21 protein-coding genes are annotated in these 18159 nt (G+C 52.6%); 6 read left to right on the plus strand and 15 right to left on the minus strand.

Features of this window, described 5'->3' with window-relative positions; all coding sequences use genetic code 11:
- Positions 1-4 precede the first annotated feature (4 nt).
- From rbfA to R3196_RS01265, 6 genes are all read left to right on the plus strand, one after another.
- Complete coding sequence (rbfA, locus tag R3196_RS01240; protein WP_318934787.1) at positions 5-406, plus strand: 30S ribosome-binding factor RbfA; 402 nt, start codon at positions 5-7, stop codon at positions 404-406.
- Positions 406-1344, plus strand: coding sequence for a tRNA pseudouridine(55) synthase TruB (gene truB / locus R3196_RS01245; RefSeq protein ID WP_318934788.1), 939 nt, complete (start codon positions 406-408; stop codon positions 1342-1344). The genes rbfA and truB overlap by 1 nt, the downstream gene beginning before the upstream one ends.
- Before the next feature lie 130 nt (positions 1345-1474).
- Complete coding sequence (gene rpsO, locus R3196_RS01250; RefSeq protein WP_034773857.1) at positions 1475-1744, plus strand: 30S ribosomal protein S15; 270 nt, start codon at positions 1475-1477, stop codon at positions 1742-1744.
- 94 nt (positions 1745-1838) lie between these two features.
- The gene (gene pnp / locus R3196_RS01255) at positions 1839-3998 is read left to right on the plus strand and encodes a polyribonucleotide nucleotidyltransferase (RefSeq protein ID WP_318934789.1); all 2160 of its coding nucleotides are present in this window, start codon (positions 1839-1841) and stop codon (positions 3996-3998) included.
- Positions 3999-4120: 122 nt separating this feature from the next.
- A complete protein-coding gene (gene nlpI, locus R3196_RS01260) occupies positions 4121-5017 on the plus strand; it encodes a lipoprotein NlpI (RefSeq protein WP_318934790.1) in 897 nt (298 codons plus the stop codon).
- Entirely contained in the window at positions 5010-5864 is an 855-nt protein-coding gene (locus tag R3196_RS01265) for a hypothetical protein (RefSeq protein WP_318934791.1), read from the plus strand. Before nlpI ends, R3196_RS01265 begins: the two co-directional genes overlap by 8 nt.
- Here R3196_RS01265 and R3196_RS01270 read toward each other — a convergent pair.
- The 15 genes from R3196_RS01270 to lptE form a co-directional block, all read right to left on the minus strand.
- A complete protein-coding gene (locus R3196_RS01270) occupies positions 5848-6258 on the minus strand; it encodes an MAPEG family protein (protein WP_318934792.1) in 411 nt (136 codons plus the stop codon). The genes R3196_RS01265 and R3196_RS01270 overlap by 17 nt on opposite strands.
- Positions 6259-6283: 25 nt before the next feature.
- A complete protein-coding gene (lipA, locus tag R3196_RS01275; protein ID WP_318934793.1) occupies positions 6284-7249 on the minus strand; it encodes a lipoyl synthase in 966 nt (321 codons plus the stop codon).
- The gene (lipB, locus tag R3196_RS01280) at positions 7233-7898 is read right to left on the minus strand and encodes a lipoyl(octanoyl) transferase LipB (protein ID WP_318934794.1); all 666 of its coding nucleotides are present in this window, start codon (positions 7896-7898) and stop codon (positions 7233-7235) included. The genes lipA and lipB overlap by 17 nt, the downstream gene beginning before the upstream one ends.
- Positions 7888-8154, minus strand: coding sequence for a DUF493 family protein YbeD (ybeD, locus tag R3196_RS01285; protein WP_318934795.1), 267 nt, complete (start codon positions 8152-8154; stop codon positions 7888-7890). Before ybeD ends, lipB begins: the two co-directional genes overlap by 11 nt.
- Positions 8155-8182: 28 nt before the next feature.
- Positions 8183-9043: a D-amino acid aminotransferase gene (locus tag R3196_RS01290; protein WP_318934796.1), complete on the minus strand. Its 861-nt coding sequence runs from the start codon at positions 9041-9043 to the stop codon at positions 8183-8185.
- Positions 9044-9050: 7 nt separating this feature from the next.
- Positions 9051-10214 carry a serine hydrolase gene (locus R3196_RS01295; RefSeq protein ID WP_318934797.1) on the minus strand — a complete coding sequence of 388 codons (1164 nt, stop codon included), beginning with the start codon at positions 10212-10214 and terminating at the stop codon, positions 9051-9053.
- A gap of 90 nt (positions 10215-10304) precedes the next feature.
- Positions 10305-11111, minus strand: a complete 807-nt coding sequence (locus R3196_RS01300) for a septal ring lytic transglycosylase RlpA family protein (RefSeq protein WP_318934798.1) — start codon at positions 11109-11111, stop codon at positions 10305-10307.
- Positions 11101-12114, minus strand: coding sequence for a lytic murein transglycosylase B (mltB, locus tag R3196_RS01305; RefSeq protein WP_318934799.1), 1014 nt, complete (start codon positions 12112-12114; stop codon positions 11101-11103). The genes R3196_RS01300 and mltB overlap by 11 nt, the downstream gene beginning before the upstream one ends.
- Positions 12115-12131: 17 nt before the next feature.
- Positions 12132-13247 carry a rod shape-determining protein RodA gene (gene rodA / locus R3196_RS01310; RefSeq protein WP_318934800.1) on the minus strand — a complete coding sequence of 372 codons (1116 nt, stop codon included), beginning with the start codon at positions 13245-13247 and terminating at the stop codon, positions 12132-12134.
- Positions 13234-15105 carry a penicillin-binding protein 2 gene (gene mrdA, locus R3196_RS01315; protein ID WP_318934801.1) on the minus strand — a complete coding sequence of 624 codons (1872 nt, stop codon included), beginning with the start codon at positions 15103-15105 and terminating at the stop codon, positions 13234-13236. The genes rodA and mrdA overlap by 14 nt, the downstream gene beginning before the upstream one ends.
- A 10-nt stretch (positions 15106-15115) precedes the next feature.
- Positions 15116-15586, minus strand: coding sequence for a 23S rRNA (pseudouridine(1915)-N(3))-methyltransferase RlmH (rlmH, locus tag R3196_RS01320; RefSeq protein ID WP_318934802.1), 471 nt, complete (start codon positions 15584-15586; stop codon positions 15116-15118).
- Positions 15586-15909: a ribosome silencing factor gene (gene rsfS, locus R3196_RS01325; RefSeq protein ID WP_318934803.1), complete on the minus strand. Its 324-nt coding sequence runs from the start codon at positions 15907-15909 to the stop codon at positions 15586-15588. Before rsfS ends, rlmH begins: the two co-directional genes overlap by 1 nt.
- An 88-nt stretch (positions 15910-15997) precedes the next feature.
- The gene (gene nadD / locus R3196_RS01330) at positions 15998-16627 is read right to left on the minus strand and encodes a nicotinate-nucleotide adenylyltransferase (protein ID WP_318934804.1); all 630 of its coding nucleotides are present in this window, start codon (positions 16625-16627) and stop codon (positions 15998-16000) included.
- Positions 16624-17658 carry a DNA polymerase III subunit delta gene (gene holA, locus R3196_RS01335; RefSeq protein WP_318934805.1) on the minus strand — a complete coding sequence of 345 codons (1035 nt, stop codon included), beginning with the start codon at positions 17656-17658 and terminating at the stop codon, positions 16624-16626. The genes nadD and holA overlap by 4 nt, the downstream gene beginning before the upstream one ends.
- A gap of 2 nt (positions 17659-17660) precedes the next feature.
- Entirely contained in the window at positions 17661-18137 is a 477-nt protein-coding gene (gene lptE, locus R3196_RS01340; protein WP_318934806.1) for an LPS assembly lipoprotein LptE, read from the minus strand.
- Positions 18138-18159 lie beyond the last annotated feature (22 nt).

Below are 18159 nucleotides of genomic sequence, written 5' to 3' on the forward strand. Positions count from 1 at the left end.
GGCTATGGCGAAAGATTTTAGTCGTACCGATCGGGTCGGGCAGCAGTATCAGCGTGAGATTGCGATGATACTGCAGCATGAGATAAAAGACCCGCGCGTGGCTATGCCCACAGTGTCTGCGGTCGAAGTAACCCGTGACCTGGCTTATGCCAAAGTCTTTGTGACCTTTTTTCAGGACGATGAGGCGCAGATAAAAACGAGCCTCAAAGTGCTGAATGATGCCTCTGGCTTTATTCGCTCGTTACTTGGCAAACGTATTCGCGCACGGATAGTGCCCGAACTGCGGTTTGTGCATGATCCTTCGTTAAATGAAGGTATTCGTATGTCACGGCTGGTGGATGAAGCGATTCGCCGCGACCAGCGTGGTAATGAGAAGACCGATCAGGATAACAACGGAGACGACTGATGGGACGACGCAAGTCGGGTCGCGACATTCATGGCGTGGTTTTGTTAGACAAACCTCTGCATCTCACATCCAACGCCGCACTTCAGCAAGTGCGGCGTTTTTTTAATGCTAACCGGGCCGGTCATACCGGTGCTTTAGACCCTCTGGCAAGCGGCCTGTTGCCCCTATGTTTTGGCGAGGCAACCAAGGTATCGCACTTTGCGTTAGAGGCCGATAAAACCTATGAAGTGACAGCGCAACTGGGCATACGTACCACCACCAGCGATGCAGAGGGTGAGATTGTCTCGCAACAGGATGTAGCAGTCAGTCAGGCTCAGGTTGAGCAAGTTATTGCCGGTTTTATCGGTGATCAGCAACAGTCGCCGTCTATGTTTTCGGCGCTGAAGCACGAAGGCCGCCCGCTCTATCATTATGCCCGGCAAGGTATTGAAGTACCCCGCAAAACCCGGCCTATCAGTATTCGCAGTATCCGGCAGATTGACTTTGCCGGTGATCTGCTGACCCTGGAAGTGACCTGTAGTAAAGGTACCTATATTCGTACGCTAATTGATGACATGGGTCAGGAACTCGGTTGTGGCGCCCATGTAGCACAGTTAAGACGAACCTGGATTCAGGGCGTGGAAGGGCCAATGATGTCCATGACTGAACTGGCTGATGTGGCAGCTAAAACAAATCAAGACCAGGGTGATTACGCTGCCATGGATGCCTTATTGCTGCCCAACGATGCGGTGATTCAACAGATTCCGGAAGTCTGGCTAAGTGATCCTGAGAGTAGTAAATTTCTGGCTGGTAATGGTGCCAATGTTGCTTCGCCTATTCCGCCGGACGCCAGCCATGTTCGGGTTCGCCGGCAAAGCGATAATGCGCTGCTGGGGATTGGGCGTCCGGAAGCCGGAAAGTTACAGCCCAAGCGGGTCATGAATGATGTGCCAAGATAGCCGGGTTTCTTATTATTATTGTCGCTTCGTCCGTTGCGTTTAGGGTCTATAGCCCGTATAATGCTCGGCGAATCAGTTGGTGCTGAATTAGTGATTGGCACTGACATTTTCCATCTACCAGGAGTAAGATATGTCACTAACTGCAGCACAAAAAGCTGAAATCGTTAAAAACTTTGGTCAGGGCGAGAACGATACTGGTTCTCCGGAAGTGCAGGTTGCACTGCTGACTGCAAACATTAACGAATTGCAAAGCCACTTTAAAGAACACGCAAAAGACCACCACTCGCGTCGTGGTTTGTTGCGCATGGTAAGTCAGCGTCGTAAATTGCTGGACTACCTGAAGCGTAAAAACAATCAGCGCTACGCAAGTCTGATTGAGCGGCTCGGTATACGCCGCTAAGCACTGTTCATCGAAAGGGGCCTTGAGGCCCCTTTTTTGTTAAATTTGAACACAAAAACACAAAGCAGAAGCGAAGAGTAAAGGAAAATAAAACGTGAATCCGATTACTAAAACATTTGAATACGGTCAACATACCGTAACTTTAGAAACTGGTGCGATGGCGCGCCAGGCAACGGGTGCGGTTCTGGCCAGTATGGACGACACTACGGTGTTGGTCACTGTTGTTGGTAAAAAAGAAACCAAAGCAGGCCAGGACTTTTTCCCGTTAACAGTAAACTATCAGGAACGTACTTACGCAGCCGGTAAAATTCCCGGTGGTTTCTTCAAGCGTGAAGGGCGTCCAAGCGAGAATGAAACGCTGATAAGCCGGTTAATCGACCGACCTGTTCGTCCATTATTTCCTGAAGGCTTCAAAAACGAAGTACAGATTATCGCTACCGTAATTTCTGTGAATCCGCAGGTATCCCCTGATATCGTCGCGCTGATTGGCGCCTCAGCGGCGCTGGCGATTTCTGGTCTGCCATTTGATGGTCCGATTGGGGCAGCTCGTGTGGGTGTGGTTAACGATGAGTATGTGCTGAACCCGAGTACAGAAGAGCTGCTGGAATCGAAGCTGGATCTGGTCGTTGCCGGTACTGCAAACGCCGTATTGATGGTTGAGTCTGAAGCTCAGTTATTGTCGGAAGACGCAATGCTTGGTGCTGTGGTTTATGGTCATGAGCAAATGCAGACCGTTATCAACAACATCAATGAACTAGCGGCAGAAGCAGGTAAGCCGAAGTGGGAATGGACTGCTCCGGAAACCAACGAAGAGCTGCTGAAGAAAATTAAAGAGCTGGCTGAAGAAGGCATTGGTGAAGCGTATCGCATCACTGAGAAAGCTGAGCGCTATGCCAAGATCAGTGAACTGAAAACCCAGGTTACTGATCAGCTGACTGCTGAAAATGAAGAAGTAGACACGAAAGAAATCAGCGACCTGTTCCACTCTCTAGAGAAAAACGTTGTTCGTAGCCGTATTACGGCTGGCGAAAAACGTATAGACGGTCGTGATCCGGACATGGTTCGTGCCCTACATATGGCCACCGGCGTATTACCACGGACCCACGGTTCAGCGGTATTTACCCGCGGTGAAACTCAGGCTTTGGTCACTGCGACTCTGGGTACTGAACGTGATGCACAGATGATTGATGATCTGACTGGTTATAACGCCAACCGCTTCATGCTGCATTACAACTTTCCTCCGTACTGCGTGGGCGAGACCGGTATGGTCGGTTCACCGAAGCGTCGGGAAATCGGTCACGGTAAACTGGCCAAACGCGGTGTGCAGGCAGTCATGCCGTCACAGGAAGAATTCCCGTACACCATCCGTGTGGTATCTGAAATCACTGAATCCAATGGCTCAAGTTCTATGGCTTCAGTTTGTGGTGCCTCACTGGCATTAATGGATGCCGGCGTACCGATTAAATCTTCCGTTGCCGGTATCGCCATGGGTTTGGTTAAAGAAGGCGACAAGTTTGTCGTGCTTTCTGACATCCTGGGTGACGAAGATCATCTCGGCGATATGGACTTTAAAGTTGCTGGAAGCAAAGACGGTGTTACTGCCCTGCAAATGGATATCAAGATCGACGGTATCACCCGTGAAATCATGGAAATTGCGTTAGCCCAGGCGAAAGCCGCACGTCTGCACATTCTGAATGTGATGGACGAAGCCTTATCTGGTGCCCGTACCGAGTTGTCTGATTACGCACCGCGTTATCACACCATGAAGATTAATCCGGATAAAATCCGTGACGTTATCGGTAAAGGTGGTGCGGTCATCCGTGAATTAACAGAAAGCACCAATACCAACATCGAAATTAACGATGATGGTACTGTTCGCATCGCAGCCACGGATCAAGCTTCAGCGGATAAAGCGATTGCGCGTATTGAAGAACTGACAGCTGATGTTGAAGTCGGTCGTATTTATGAAGGTAAAGTTGCCCGTATCGTAGACTTTGGTGCGTTCGTTACGATTCTGCCTGGCAAAGACGGTCTGGTACACATTTCACAAATCGCTGAAGAGCGCGTTAATGACGTGAATGAATACCTGAAAGTCGGTCAGACGGTTCCGGTCAAAGTACTTGAGATCGATCGGCAGGGACGTGTGCGTCTTAGCATGAAAGATGCGGTCGAAAAATCTGCTGAAGCAGCGGGTGAGAAACCAAGTGAAGAAGCGAAACAAAGTCAGGAAGAAAGTGACGACGATAATAACTAAGTGAATCCTTAGTTTTTCGTTTGCTGAGCAATTTGAAAAGGAGCCGCTGGCTCCTTTTCTTTTTTGCTGAGCCCTGAGGTATGATGTTGCCATTAATGAAAAGTGAACCAAGGCAGGAGCTAATGAAAATAAAACCGCTGGCAGCAGCATTAGCCGGTGTTCTGCTGTTGTTATTGCAGGGATGCATGATAGCGCCTCAGGAACAGCCTGAGGATGCGCTGAAGAATCTGTTCGTGGTGGCACCACAGCCGCCTGAACTGCGTTATCAGCTGGAAGTGGCTAAACTCTCCCAGGTGATAGCCGAAGAGCAGTTGTCGGCTGAAACTATGGCTGAACTATTGTACCGGCGCGGCGCTTTATATGATGGTCTGGGGATGACAGCACTGGCGCGTATTGATTTTAACCACGCGCTCGAATACCAGCCACGTCTGGCAGATGCTTATAATTACCTGGGCATTCACTTCACCCAAGCGGCTCAGTTTGACTATGCCTTTGAAGCTTATGAAGCAACGCTGGAACTTGACCCTGATCACCCTTATGCGCATCTAAATCGCGGTGTTGCGGCCTACTACGATAGTCGGTTCGACCTGGCGGTTGACGATCTCTTGTATTATTTTGAGCAAAGCCCGGCGGATCCGTACCGGGTGTTATGGTTGTATCTCGCTGAAGTTGAGTTAGACCGGGAGCAGGCGCGAATCAATCTGGCACAGCGGCGTATTGCCCACGGGGGGGATGAGTGGGGCTGGGTATTGAGCGATCTTATGCTTGGTGCTATCAGCCCGGTCGATTTTATCGATCGCCATGCCGCCCGCGATCTGAGAGAAGACGAAACCCTGGCGGAACGGATGTGTGAAGCCTATTTCTATTTAGGTAAACACCAACAACTGGCCGGACAGCATAAACTGGCAACAGTCTATTTCAGACTGGCGCTGACAACCAGCGTATATATGTTCCTCGAACATCGCTATGCCGGGCTCGAACTTGAACGCAGTATGGCCGTTGTCGGGCAGGATGAATAGAGCAGTTTGTCTGCCGCTGCTGCTCGGTAGCGTGCTGGCCTTGTTACCGGGCCGGGTCGCGACGGCAGCAGCACCGGATTGGTCATTAATCACTATCAGTCCGTGGCAGCGCGCTCTTGAGGTTTCCGATAATCTTCGCTGTCAGCTGCCCGGCGCGGTACAGGTCTGGCTGCCTTCAGCAGCGCAGTCAATTTCGCTTATTCACAGTTTTGCTGACTGGCATCAGCATCCGCTGGCTGACACAATGGCTTGCTTTAGCGCGCGTTTTTATCAGCCAGGAAGCCTGGACTGTAACACCAAAGGCGAACGAGACCGTCTGGAGTGCCGCTTACCGCTGTTTCCATATGAGGCGGGAGATCGTCATCTACTATTCGCCAACGCTCAGGGGGTGGCGAGTGCGAACGACTACCAGATCACGTTGCCGTTACGCTCGTCGCAGGCGCTGATTGCCCATGAAATCGGCCACTGGCTGGGGCTTGCCGATGAATATCAGATGACTGGTGAGTTAGCCGAAGCCTTTTGTAGCGGTAAATATGACCATGCTTCACTGAATGTGGCGGTTTCCGATACGATGATTATGAGCGCTTCTCAGTTGCAGGCGTTCTGGCAGGAGTTGCCGTGGCAATTCGCGGTACCCGACTGGCGATTGCTGGGCACAAAGCTGGCGGATGGCCGCTGGCGTTTGGGCTCCATGGACAAGGAGCAGGCCGGCTTGTTTCCGGTACCGGCCTGTAATAGTGCAGGAAAATACGCATGGCGCCCGGTCGCAAAAATGACGGCTATGCACTATCACGACACTGCAGTCTGGCCCGCTCTGTACCTCGAACTGATTACGCGGCACCGGTAATGGTGATGGCGGTCTGGGCAATCATAATGACCGGACAAAGCAGGGCAAAGAACCATATCAGACTGCGAAGCGTAGCAAAATTGAGTAGGTACAGCACATGGTAAGCCACCCGGAAGATAATAAAACCAACCGCCAGTAACACCATAAAGTCGGAAACCTGACGGGTTGCAATCACCAGTAATACCGCCGCCGCAAATAACGGGAAGGCCTCGTAAGCATTATAATGGCCTGCAACTGCCCGGGCACCGATGCCGGTCAGGCGCTGCTGCTGTGCCCGTGGGTGCCGGTTGTCATAGCCTTTGGACTGTTCGGCATTCTGGTAGTAGACCACAGGGGCCTTAGCGGCGATTGGTAATAGTCCGGCAATCAGTAAACACCAAATCAAAATACTCATGGCACCGCCTTATTCAGGTTGATTATTATTTTACTTCTTTACCGGCTGCCTGCAGATCGGCGTGATACGACGAGCGTACTAAAGGTCCGCTGGCAATATGGGAGAAGCCCATTTTCACGCCTTCCTGACGGAACATCTCAAACTCATCCGGATGCACGTACCGGGTTACCGGCAGGTGATGACGGCTGGGTTGCAGATATTGGCCTATGGTGAGCATATCTACGTCATGAGCGCGTAAATCGCGCATCACTTCCAGGATTTCTTCGTTGGTTTCGCCCAGTCCGACCATCAGGCCAGATTTAGTACGCACATCTGAACGACCTTCTTTATAACGTTTGAGCAAATCCAGTGACCACTGATAATTCGCACCGGGACGCGCTGCTTTGTACATCCGCGGCACGGTTTCCAGGTTATGGTTAAAGACGTCCGGCGCTTCAGCGGTCAGGATGTCGAGCGCAACGTCCATACGGCCGCGGAAGTCAGGGACCAGTACCTCGACCTGAATGCCCGGGCTATGGGCGCGGATCTCGCGAATACAATCAGCAAAGTGCTGGGCACCGCCATCACGCAGATCATCGCGGTCTACCGACGTCACCACCACATACTTCACTTTCATATCGCGGATGGTCTCACCGAGTTTGACGGCTTCTTGCGGATCCGGCGGCAGCGGACGACCGTGGGCAACATCGCAGAACGGGCAGCGGCGAGTGCAAATAGCACCCAGAATCATAAAGGTGGCGGTGCCGTGGTTGAAACATTCAGGCAGGTTAGGACAGGATGCTTCTTCGCATACCGAGTGCAGCCCATGCTTGCGCATAGCCTGTTTAATTTCGTCGATGCGGGTGGTGGAACTGGGTAATTTTACCTTCAGCCAGGACGGCTTACGCAGCATTTCATCCCGTTCAGTTGGCACCACTTTAACCGGAATAAGCGCCATTTTATCCGCGTCACGTAATTTTACCCCGGGTTCTACTCTAACTGGCTTGGACATAGTCTTTGGCAAATCCTGTTTGTTCATGAATGTGTTGATAGCCGAGCCGCCGGGCGAAAATATCCGTTACCAGCGGGGCAGCTTCGGCCACGGTTTGCGGGCCTTCAAGGCTGGCGGTCTGAACCATTTGCATACCAGCATAGCCGCAGGGATTGATGCGTTGGAACGGGCTTAAATCCATATTGACGTTAAGCGCCAGCCCATGGAAAGAGCAACCTTTCCGAATACGCAAACCCAGCGAACAAAGTTTAGTATTACCGACATAAACACCGGGCGCATCCGGCCGGGCCGCGGCAGTAATCTGGTATTTAGCCATCAGATCGACAATGGTATCTTCTATCTGGTTAACTAACTGACGTACGCCCATTTTGCGCCGGCGAATATCCAGCAGAAAGTACACTACCAGTTGCCCGGGGCCGTGATAGGTGACCTGGCCGCCACGGTCCACCTTGACCACCGGAATGTCACCGGGGGCAAGAATATGTTCTTCTTTGCCTGCCTGGCCCTGAGTAAATACCGGATCATGTTCAAGCACCCAGAGTTCATCCGGAGTATCGCTGTCGCGCTGATCGGTAAACGCCTGCATTGCTGTCCAGACCGGCTCGTAGGGTTGTCTGCCAAGCTGCCTGATAATCAGATCAGAGGACATAGCGGACATCTTCAATATCAGATAGAGCGCGATAAAGGGTTTCGATATGCTGCTGACTTTCGACCCGGATGCGGATCGAAACCGAATGGTAATTGCCCTTACTACTTGGCTTTACGGTCGGTGCATAGTCGCCCGGTGCATGTTGTTGCGCTACCGCGACTACTGAATCTGGTAGTTCTGGTGAGGCGACGCCCATGACTTTAAAGGTAAAGTCAGTAGGGAATTCAACCAGTTCGTCGAAGCGAGTCTCTTGCATTATTCACTCCTGCCGGGATCTCAGGTGCCTAACGCCGGCTGTTCAGAAGGCGGCGTTTGCTGGCATGAAAAGCTTCAATTAAAATGGCGGTCACAGGACCGCATTGACCATCGGCAATAATTATATCATCAATTTGGCCAATGGGCTGCACTTCACGGCTGGAACTGGTCAGGAAGAGTTCATCAAGTTGCGGCAGGTCAGCAACTTTGAATGGTTCCTCATGCACCCTGATACCGGCTTCGTGAGCTAACTCAATAACCCAGTCGCGGCTAATGCCTGGCAGGATTAAATGATTTTTAGGTGCTGTGAAGAGCTCGCCATTATGAACCGCAAAAAAGTTACTGGAAGCGCCTTCAGTAATAAGCCCGTCGCGGTGCAATATCGGTTCGACCGCACCTACGGAGGCCGCTTGTTGCTTCAACAAGATATTGCCAAGCAGGCTGATACTTTTTATGTCGCAGCGTAACCAGCGGATATCTTCCAGTAACGTCACCCGCGCCGGCGCTGGCTGATCCCAGTGAATGGCCAGCGGGCTTATAGTGGCAAATACAGTGGGGGTTAAGCTGTTACCCGGTAAGTGGGCACGACTGGCTTCAGCGCCGCGGGTGACCTGAATATAGATCAGACCGTTGGCGTCGCCATAATTGTTTCGTTCGATCAGATCACGGACTAACTCATGCCAGAAGGCATCGTCAGCTACGGTAATGGTGATTTCCCGCAGCGAGCGATACAGGCGGGCCAGATGGAGTTCCAGCAAAAATGGTTTACCACTGTAGACCGGAACGACTTCGTAGATACCATCAGCAAATAAAAAGCCCCGGTCAAAGACCGAGACTTTTGCGTGTTCAGGGGCGATCCAGTCGCCGTTCAGATAAACTGTCGATGACATTCAGGTATTACTCTTCGTTAAATTTCTTTTTGGCCCAGTCCATCATCTGTTTAAAGATGCCACCTTCTTCCGCATTGGTCAGAGTGACCAGCGGGAAGCTGGCAAGATCTTTGCCATCAAGCTGCAAGTATACGGTGCCAACCTGGGTACCTTTGGCCAGCGGGGCTTCAAGCTCCTGGCTCAACTCAAAATTGGCTTTCAGGTTGTCGCGCTGCCCTTTTGGCAGAGTAATCACCACATCTTCAGCGACGCCCAGTGCAATAGTATCCTGCTCAGCACCCCAGATCCGGTGATCAACGAAGCTATCGCCAGCGCTATAAGCTTTGATGGTCTCGAAGTAGCGGAAACCGTAGTTCAGCAGTTTCTTGCTTTCGATCTTCCGTGCCTGCTCACTGTCGGTTCCCATCACGACGGCAACCAGCCGGGTATCGCCTTCGGTGGCCGAGGTGACCAGGCTGTAACCGGCTTCCTGGGTATGGCCGGTTTTAATACCGTCAACGTTCATGCTGGCATCCCATAGCAGGGAGTTGCGGTTGTACTGCTTGATATTGTTGTAGGTGTACGATTTCTCAGCGTACAGAGCATATTCTTCAGGTACATCACGGATCAGCGCCTGGCCAAGTTTTGCCATATCGCGTGCTGAGGTGTACTGATTCGGATCCGGCAGGCCGTGGCTGTTTGCAAAGTAGGTATTGGTCAGGCCTAATTCTGCGGCATAGGTATTCATCAAATCAGCGAAAGCGCTCTCGCTGCCAGCGATATGCTCGGCCATAGCAACACAGGCATCGTTGCCTGAAGAAATAACAATACCGCGATTCAAATCAGCAACGCTGACCTGCTTACCCACTTCGATGAACATTTTTGACGAATCAGGGAAATTTTTAGCCCAGGCGTTTTCACTAATAGTCACCATATCGCTGTTGGTAATACGGCCGCTCTGCATTTCTTTGCCAATAATATAACTGGTCATCATTTTGGTCAGGCTGGCCGGTGGTAGCTGTTCGTCAGCGTTGCCCTCGGTGATTACGTTGCCGGTGACATAATCAATCAGAATATAACCACGCGCGTTAACGCCAGGTGCGGGCGGAACAATCGCGGCTTGCGCGACGGCGCCAAATAATACAGTGGTGCAGGCGAGTGTGCGGATAAAACGATGAAAAGCGGTTCGCATAATCGAGATTCTCTGTAGTTAACTAAAGATTTAAAAATAAGCGCGAATGATAACATTGTCTGCCCGGCATTGTTCACAAAACCGGGACTGTTATTCAGGAGCCTTCACGCGAAATGCATCGGGATAACCATCCTGTCGCAGTTGCTCTAATATTTCATCAGCCTGAGCCCCGGCAAAAGGGCCCAGCACTACCCGGTATAGACCGTTATTAGCCTGAGTAGTTGCAGCGACATGGTAGATTCTTGCCAGCTGCTGCGCCGCTTCTTCAAGCCACTGCTGGTTGCTACCCGAGTGAACCTGAATATAAAACTGAACCAATTCTTCCGGGCGCAGTGGGGTGGTTACTGCCAGCTGTGCGTTATCCTGTTCCGGGTGCAGTGCTTCAACCCGAACCCGCGCGGTGCCAGTGGCAAGCATGCCTAGCTTATAGGCTGCAACGTAAGATAAATCGATAATACGATCGCCATGGAACGGGCCCCGGTCATTTACCCGCACGACCACACTCTGTTCGTTGGCCAGGTTAGTAACCCGCACGTAGGTGGGGAGAGGCAGGGTTTTATGTGCCGCGCTCATGGCGTACATATCGTAAATTTCACCATTGGATGTGAGGTGACCGTGAAACTTTTCGCCGTACCAGGAAGCGGTACCTTCCTCAACATGACCGCGGGCGTCTGTCATTACCTGCCAGGTCTGTCCGAACAATTCGTACGGCCGGTTGCCTTGCCGTGATGGTGGCTCTATCCGTGGCTCAGGCTCCGCCAGCTCAGCTGCAGACGGCAGCCGCTCAGGCACGGAATCATATTTTTGCGAATAACGGCTCGCTGGTTCAGAGCTACAGCCCTGTGCCAGTAAACTTAAACTTGCCGCCACCAATAAAAAGGCAAAGCTATTCTGCACTGGACTGCTCTTCACTAGATCTATGACCCTGGGCTAACTGTTCGCTGAATTGGTGCACAACCATCGCATATAAAGGGCTATGGTTGTAGCGGGTAATAACGTAAAAGTTTTGCAAACCGAGCCAGTATTCATTGCTGTCAGTTTGCTGAAAAGCAAAAACTTTGGCGGGCTGACTGGCATCCAGTGCCACATTCGCCGGCAATTGCAGGCCCTGGGCATTAAGTTCAGCAACGGACTTTTCGGGTTTAAGACCTTGAGTAACCAGGCTGGCATGGCTTTCCGCCGCCGGCAACTTCACCGCCACCGGGGCGTCATGTTGCCAGCCATGGCGTGAAAAATAGTTAGCGACACTGCCGATGGCGTCGACCGGATTGGTTAGCAGATCACGGACCCCGTCACCGTCAAAATCCACAGCGTAATAGCGATAGGATGAGGAGATAAACTGTCCGAAGCCCATGGCACCAGCATAGGAGCCTTTAAGGTCGCGTGGATTCAGGCCCTCTTCGCGGCTAAGCAGAAAGAATTCACGCAGTTCAGAGCGAAAAAAGGTTGAGCGTGGCGGGTAATGGAAACCCAGGGTATACAGTGCGTCGAGTACCGGGTAATTTCCCAGATAAGAACCGTAAAAGGTTTCCACGCCAATGATAGCGACAATAACTTCGGCCGGTACACCGTACTCTTGTTCAGCGCGGGCGAGGGTTTCCTCGTGCTGCGCCCAGAAACGTAAGCCTGCGTCGAGTCGTTTTTCGGTCAGAAAAATCGGATAGTACTGATGCCATGGCTTAGCTTCCCAGGGGCGTTGAATCGCTTCCAGTACATCGTTGTTTAACTGCGCCTGTTGCAGCAAGCCGGTCACTTCAGCGCGAGTGAATTGATGTTTTTCTACCAGTTCACTGATAAAAGCTTCGCGTTCAGACTGATCGGCAACTGCGGCAGCCGATACGGTAGTTGCACCTATAATAATCAGTGAAGCTGCAATAGTCGGGCGGAGCAAATTAAGCATTGGATTATTCCTTGTTATTAACCGTGCATTACCAACCGGCGGTTGGTGGAGATGCCCATAATTAAACCAAAACCAGCCAGCAAGGTCACCATGGAAGTGCCACCATAACTGATTAGTGGTAATGGTACGCCAACCACAGGCAGCAAACCGGAAACCATGCCGATATTGACCATGACATAGACAAAGAAAGTCAGGGTAAGGCTACCGGCGAGTAGTTTATGATAAGTGCGTTGTGCCCGCATCGAGATAATCATGCCACGAAAGATAACAAATCCGTATATCAGGAGAAGAACGATTACGCCGACCAGGCCAAATTCTTCGCTAAATACCGAGAAAATGAAGTCGGTGTGGCGCTCGGGCAAAAACTCGAGCTGTGATTGGGTACCCTGTAACCAGCCTTTACCTTCAATACCGCCAGATCCTATGGCAATTTTTGACTGAATGATCTGGTAGCCGCTGCCAAGCGGATCCCGCTCCGGATCGAGGAAGGTCAACACCCGCTGCCGCTGATACTCACGCATCAGGAATAACCATAAGACCGGTATAAACGATCCGACTGCGATGATAAAGAAGATGATCAGCCGCCAGCTCATACCCGCCAGAAACAGCACAAAAATGCCCGAGCAAGCGATCAGCAGTGAGGTACCCAGATCAGGCTGTTTGGCAATCATCAGGGTTGGAATCAACAGCAGGACAAAGGCTGCGGCCAGGCGTCGCTTGCTCGGAGGAATTCCATGTTCGGCAATAAACCAGGCAATAGCCATTGGCACCGCTAATTTCATCAGCTCGGAAGGCTGAATGCGGGTCACGCCAATATCCAGCCAGCGTTGGGCGCCGTTAACCGAGATCCCGAATAACAGCACACCCAGTAATAAGGCTACGCCAACAGCAAACAGCGGCAGTGACCAGCGCTGAATGGCGCTTAAGGGGATCTGCGCAATGCCCAGCATGACGATAAAAGCGATACCGATGCGAATACCCTGGCGTTCGGTCATTTGCCAGTCCTGCCCGCTGGCGGAGTATATCGTGACCAGACTAAGCGCGGCTAGCGCTAGCAGGGCGACCAGCAGCGGACCGTCGATATGCAGGCGTTGTAACCAGGGGTTGCGCTCACGCTCATCAGTTGTTCGCACGCTGTCGCTCCTGATTAAAATAGAAATCCATTATATTGCGGGCAAGCGGTGCAGCCACGCTGCCACCGCCGCCGGCGTTTTCCAGAGTCACGACCACCACAATTTCAGGATTATCGGCTGGTGCATAGCCAACGTACATCGCGTTATCCCGGTATTTCTCGGCGATATCTTCTGCAATATACTTTTCATCCTGAGCAATGCTACGAACCTGAGCAGTGCCGGTTTTGCCGCCAGACGTAAATTGAACGTTCTGGAATGCTGAGCGCGCGGTTCCTTTGACGCCGGACACAACATCGACCATGGCATCAAGGGCGATATCCCAGTTATCCGGGTTTTTTAGTATCACGGGTGGCTTTTGCTCTACCACCGCCGGCAGCTCAATATCGCCTTCCTGGATTTTCTGCAAAAACCGGGGTACCGGCCGCTTGCCACGGTTTACCAATACCGAGGTTGCCACCGCCAGTTGGATCGGCGTAGCTGTCCAGTAGCTCTGACCAATACCGATAGAAATGGTTTCACCGGCATACCAGGGTTCGTTGAAACGAGCGCGCTTCCAGCCACGGGAGGGCATGACAGCTGCGGATTCTTCAGCAATATCGATACCGGTATAATCGCCGAAGCCATATTGGCTCATATGCTCGGAAATTGTGTCAATGCCCATTTTCAGCGCCAGGTCATAGAAGAAGGTGTCACAACTTTCGATAATGGCCGAGGCAACATCGACCCAGCCATGGCCCCAGGCAAGCCAGTCGCGGTAGCGGTGGTCAATATTTTTGATCTTAAACCAGCCAGGATCCCAGATCTTGGTATCCGGTGTAATGATATTTTCCTCAAGACCCAGAATGGCCAATTGCGGCTTGATGGTAGAGGCCGGAGGATAGCCGCCCTGAGTCGAACGGTTGAGTAATGGCGAATGGGGGGAACTCAATAATCCCTCGTACTGCTGATAGGAAATGCCCTGGGCGAACCAGTTCGGGTCATAACCTGGTTTACTGACCATCGCCAGCAGACCGCCATCGCGCGGATCCATAACGATAATAGAGCCGCGGCCATCGCCGAGTTGCTCATGGGCATAACGTTGCAAATCTAAATCCAGTTCAAGCTGCAGATCCTGCCCCGGTACCGGAGGTTCCACCGACAGCGTGCGTATCGGGCGACCGTGAATATCCACCTCGACTTGCTGGTAGCCAATCACGCCATGCAATTGTTCTTCGTAGAATCGCTCGATACCCAGTTTACCCATGGTACGAGTGGCAACGTAGTTAGCGTGAACGCCTTCTGCACGTAGTTTTTCAAGGTCATTACGATTAATTTTCGCGACATAACCTAGGGCATGGGTCAATAGGTCTCCGTGGGGATAATAGCGCACCAGTCGCGCTTCAATGCTAACACCGGGGAATTCATGCTGACGCACCGCGAAACGAGCGACCTGGGCTTCATTTAAACGGTCCAGCAAAATGATCTGATTAAAGCGCCGTTCGCGCTTGCGGTTTTGCTGGAACTCTTCAACTTGCTGATCGCTTATAGACAGTAATTGCTGCAAACGGCTGAGAGTGGCATCAAGGTCCGGTACGCGTTCCGGCACCAGCTCAAGGCTTAGTACCGGACGATTTTCAGCCAGCAACTGGCCGTTGCGGTCGTAGATGAGTCCGCGGTTAGGTGCCAGGGGAACGACTTTTATCCGGTTGTCGTTGGAACGGGTCTGAAAATTCTGATGCTGCGTAACCTGCAGTCCATACATGTTGTAAAGCAAGATCGCGAATACCACTGTGGTCAATAGCAGGGCCACCCAGGCCCGGCGAGCGAAGAGTGCAGATTCTGCCTGATGATCACGAATAGTGGCGCGTTGCTTTACCATAATCGGTTAGTTATTCACGGTGATAGGGATGATTTGTCGTCAGGCTCCAGGCGCGATAGAGGCTTTCAGCGATAAGCACACGGACCAGCGGATGGGGCAAGGTCAGCGCAGACAGTGACCAGCGCTCATCGGCAGCCGTCAGACAGGCGGGAGCCAGACCCTCAGGTCCGCCGACTAGCAGGCTCAAATCGCGGCCGTCCATCTGCCAGCTTTGGAGTCGCTGGGCAAGCTGAGCTGTGGTCCAGCTTTTACCTTCCACTTCCAGAGTTACAATACGATCGCCTTTGCCGACTGCTGCCAGCATCGCCTCGCCCTCTTGCCGGAGAATACGGGCAATATCGGCATTTTTGCCACGCTTACCGGCGGCAATCTCAGTCAACTGAAGATGGCAATCGGGCGGAAAGCGTTTAGCGTATAACTGATAACCGGTGCTGATCCAGTCCGGCATTTTCTGACCGACTGCAATCAGCTGAATCCGCATTATTTGCGGCTCCAGAGCTTTTCAAGTTCATAGAAGTCACGGATGGGTTCCTGCATCACATGCACGACCACATCACCTAAGTCGACCAGCACCCATTCAGAGTGTTCATGACCTTCGACGCCCAGTGGCGCTACACCTTCACGTTTGGCTTCGGTGGCGACATGGTTGGCGATACTTTTTACATGGGTTTTGGAGCTGCCGGAGCAGACGATCATGTATACAGCAACGTCCGTTTGTTCCTGTACATCCAGCACCTTAACATCCCGGCCCTTCAGTTCTTCAATTTTTTCGACTACAAAATGGCTTAATTGTTCCGCTTGCAAGAGTTCATTTCTCCGTTAAAAAAAGCATGAGATTCATTGAATCTGTAAGTGCGATAGTTTAACACGAGAGAGCCTCAAAAAGCAGCTGTTAACGATAGAGATGATGGCTTTTAATAAAGTCAGCTACTGCGAGGGGTAGCCAGTGTTCCCAAGCCTCGCCGCGGGCTATTGCGGTACGTATAGCGGTAGCAGAAATGGTAACTTCGGGTGTCGGAGCAAGCAGCACTAAGCCACTGCTGCGGCGCGTCAGTTCCATGGGGGTGGTGGCGTAATGATCCTGATAGAAGCTGAGTACTTCCGGGCTCCAGCCAGGGCTGTGGTTTGGGCGCTGCATAACCACCAGGTGCGCATGAGCGGTCAGTTGCTGCCAGTTGTGCCATTTATCCAGGTTGGCAAAAGCGTCATCACCGAGCAGAAAAACCAGGGTGTCATCCGGCCAGCGGCGTTTTAATTCAGCTAAGGTCTGCACAGTGTAGGACGGCCGCGCTTGCTGCAATTCCCAGTCGTCGGCCTGACAGCAGGCCAATTCCCGGGCGGCTAGTTGTACCATACTGAGGCGTTGATCAGCACTGGCGGCAGGGTAGTCGCGATGCGGTGGTTGCGCACTGGGTAACAAGTGCAGCATGTCGGCGCGCAGCCATTCCCGGGCCGCCGCTGCAGGGCGCAGGTGGCCCCAGTGAATCGGGTCAAAAGTTCCCCCCAGGATAAGGCGCATCATGACGCGGTAAACCTGACTGCCAGATCGGGGCGACAATAAAGTACTACCAGATGGGTTACCAGAGTCTGGACGCGCTCGCCGCTGTCGCGTTTAAACGCCAGCTCTAAGCGGCGCAAGAGGTCTGCTGCCTGGCTTAGGGGGGCGCCTTGCATACGTTGAACAAATTGCCGGTAGCTGGCCTCCTGATTGCGCCAGATCCCCTCGCGGCGGAACAGGGTGCTCAGATCGCCGCCGCCGGCCAGGCCTTGCTGCAGGCGCTGTAGCTTGTACCATTCGCGCTGCAACATCCAGTTTAGGATAGCGACTTCAATATCCTCCTCGAATAACCGTTGCAACCGATGCAGTGCATTGTCGACATCGGCAGCGAGAATCGCTTCCTGCAGGGCAAATACACTGAAGCGACTTTGATCCTGAGCCGCTTGCTGTATCTCCGCAGCCGCGACGGGTTGTGGCAGATCCATCAGGGCGAGCTTCTGCAACTCCTGATCCAGAGCCAGTAAGTTGCCTTCAAACCAGTCTGCTATCAGTTGTACAGCATCGGGCCCCAGCGCCAAATTATATCGAGCTGAACGCTGGTCAATGAAACGCGGTAATGAGGCGCGATCGGGGCTATTGGCCTGGATCACCGGACCGGCCTGGCTCAGTTGTTGGTACCACTTGGCTTTAAGCTGTTCATTTTTGAGCTTGGGGCCAATGATAACAAGGGTCTGGTCAGGGGGCGGCGCGCTGAAATAATTACGCAGGGCGTCGCCGCCTTCACGACCGGGTTTTGCTTCGGGTAGTTCAAGCTCCAGCAGCCGGTGCTGCGAAAACAGACTCAGACTGGCGCTCTGCTCAGCGAGTTGGCGCCAGTCAAACTGGCTATCCTGGATATATCGCTCGCGCTCATCAATGCCCTGGCTGCGGGCGAACTGACGGATGATCTGTAAGGCATCATCAACCAACAGTGGGGTATCCCCAAACACGCTGAGCAGGGGCGGGAGGCCATGCTGCTGCAAATGGCCGGCAAGTTGGGGCAGTGCCAACTGCATGGTTATTCGGCCAACTGGGTGATGACCTGCCGCAACAACAGCCGGGCCGCATCTTCGCGCATTTCGGCCACCAGCACTTCCCGTTCGCGGGTTTTGGCCAGCGCAAAATTAGGGTCATCCTGATAATCACGATAGACTTCGATCCGCTGTGCCGGCGCGGCAGTGCCGTCGCGACGGATTAGTTCATACCACAGGGTATAAATCAGCTCATACTCAGCCACCTGGCCACTGCGCGACAATGACAGTGCGCGGCGGTCTAGCGCGTCACTAATGATACGCACCGTCAGAGCTTCGCTGTCATCGACAACTTCGGCACCGGCCAGCTCAAAGCGTTGGATCACGACCTGCCTGATTTCACTGAAAGCCGCCGCATCAATATGCACCCGTTCGAGCTGTGGCGGTAACTGATAGCTGTCTCGTAGCTGGAAGCCACAGGCAGTCAGCATGATACTCAATAACAGCACCGCTAGATAACGCATGGCTTATCCTCGTTGGTTGGCG

It is taken from the genome of Pseudidiomarina sp., from assembly GCF_033722695.1.
Classification (GTDB): domain Bacteria; phylum Pseudomonadota; class Gammaproteobacteria; order Enterobacterales; family Alteromonadaceae; genus Pseudidiomarina.

Coding starts and splice junctions, on each gene's coding strand:
- R3196_RS01290 (WP_318934796.1), bottom strand. CDS start 9,043: ATGTCATCGACAGTTTATCTGAACGGCGACTGGATCGCCCCTGAACAC.
- rbfA (WP_318934787.1), top strand. CDS start 5: ATGGCGAAAGATTTTAGTCGTACCGATCGGGTCGGGCAGCAGTATCAG.
- mltB (WP_318934799.1), bottom strand. CDS start 12,114: ATGCTTAATTTGCTCCGCCCGACTATTGCAGCTTCACTGATTATTATA.
- mrdA (WP_318934801.1), bottom strand. CDS start 15,105: ATGGTAAAGCAACGCGCCACTATTCGTGATCATCAGGCAGAATCTGCA.
- rpsO (WP_034773857.1), top strand. CDS start 1,475: ATGTCACTAACTGCAGCACAAAAAGCTGAAATCGTTAAAAACTTTGGT.
- lipB (WP_318934794.1), bottom strand. CDS start 7,898: ATGTCCTCTGATCTGATTATCAGGCAGCTTGGCAGACAACCCTACGAG.
- R3196_RS01295 (WP_318934797.1), bottom strand. CDS start 10,214: ATGCGAACCGCTTTTCATCGTTTTATCCGCACACTCGCCTGCACCACT.
- ybeD (WP_318934795.1), bottom strand. CDS start 8,154: ATGCAAGAGACTCGCTTCGACGAACTGGTTGAATTCCCTACTGACTTT.
- R3196_RS01265 (WP_318934791.1), top strand. CDS start 5,010: ATGAATAGAGCAGTTTGTCTGCCGCTGCTGCTCGGTAGCGTGCTGGCC.
- lipA (WP_318934793.1), bottom strand. CDS start 7,249: ATGTCCAAGCCAGTTAGAGTAGAACCCGGGGTAAAATTACGTGACGCG.
- nlpI (WP_318934790.1), top strand. CDS start 4,121: ATGAAAATAAAACCGCTGGCAGCAGCATTAGCCGGTGTTCTGCTGTTG.
- R3196_RS01270 (WP_318934792.1), bottom strand. CDS start 6,258: ATGAGTATTTTGATTTGGTGTTTACTGATTGCCGGACTATTACCAATC.
- truB (WP_318934788.1), top strand. CDS start 406: ATGGGACGACGCAAGTCGGGTCGCGACATTCATGGCGTGGTTTTGTTA.
- nadD (WP_318934804.1), bottom strand. CDS start 16,627: ATGATGCGCCTTATCCTGGGGGGAACTTTTGACCCGATTCACTGGGGC.
- lptE (WP_318934806.1), bottom strand. CDS start 18,137: ATGCGTTATCTAGCGGTGCTGTTATTGAGTATCATGCTGACTGCCTGT.
- holA (WP_318934805.1), bottom strand. CDS start 17,658: ATGCAGTTGGCACTGCCCCAACTTGCCGGCCATTTGCAGCAGCATGGC.
- rlmH (WP_318934802.1), bottom strand. CDS start 15,586: ATGCGGATTCAGCTGATTGCAGTCGGTCAGAAAATGCCGGACTGGATC.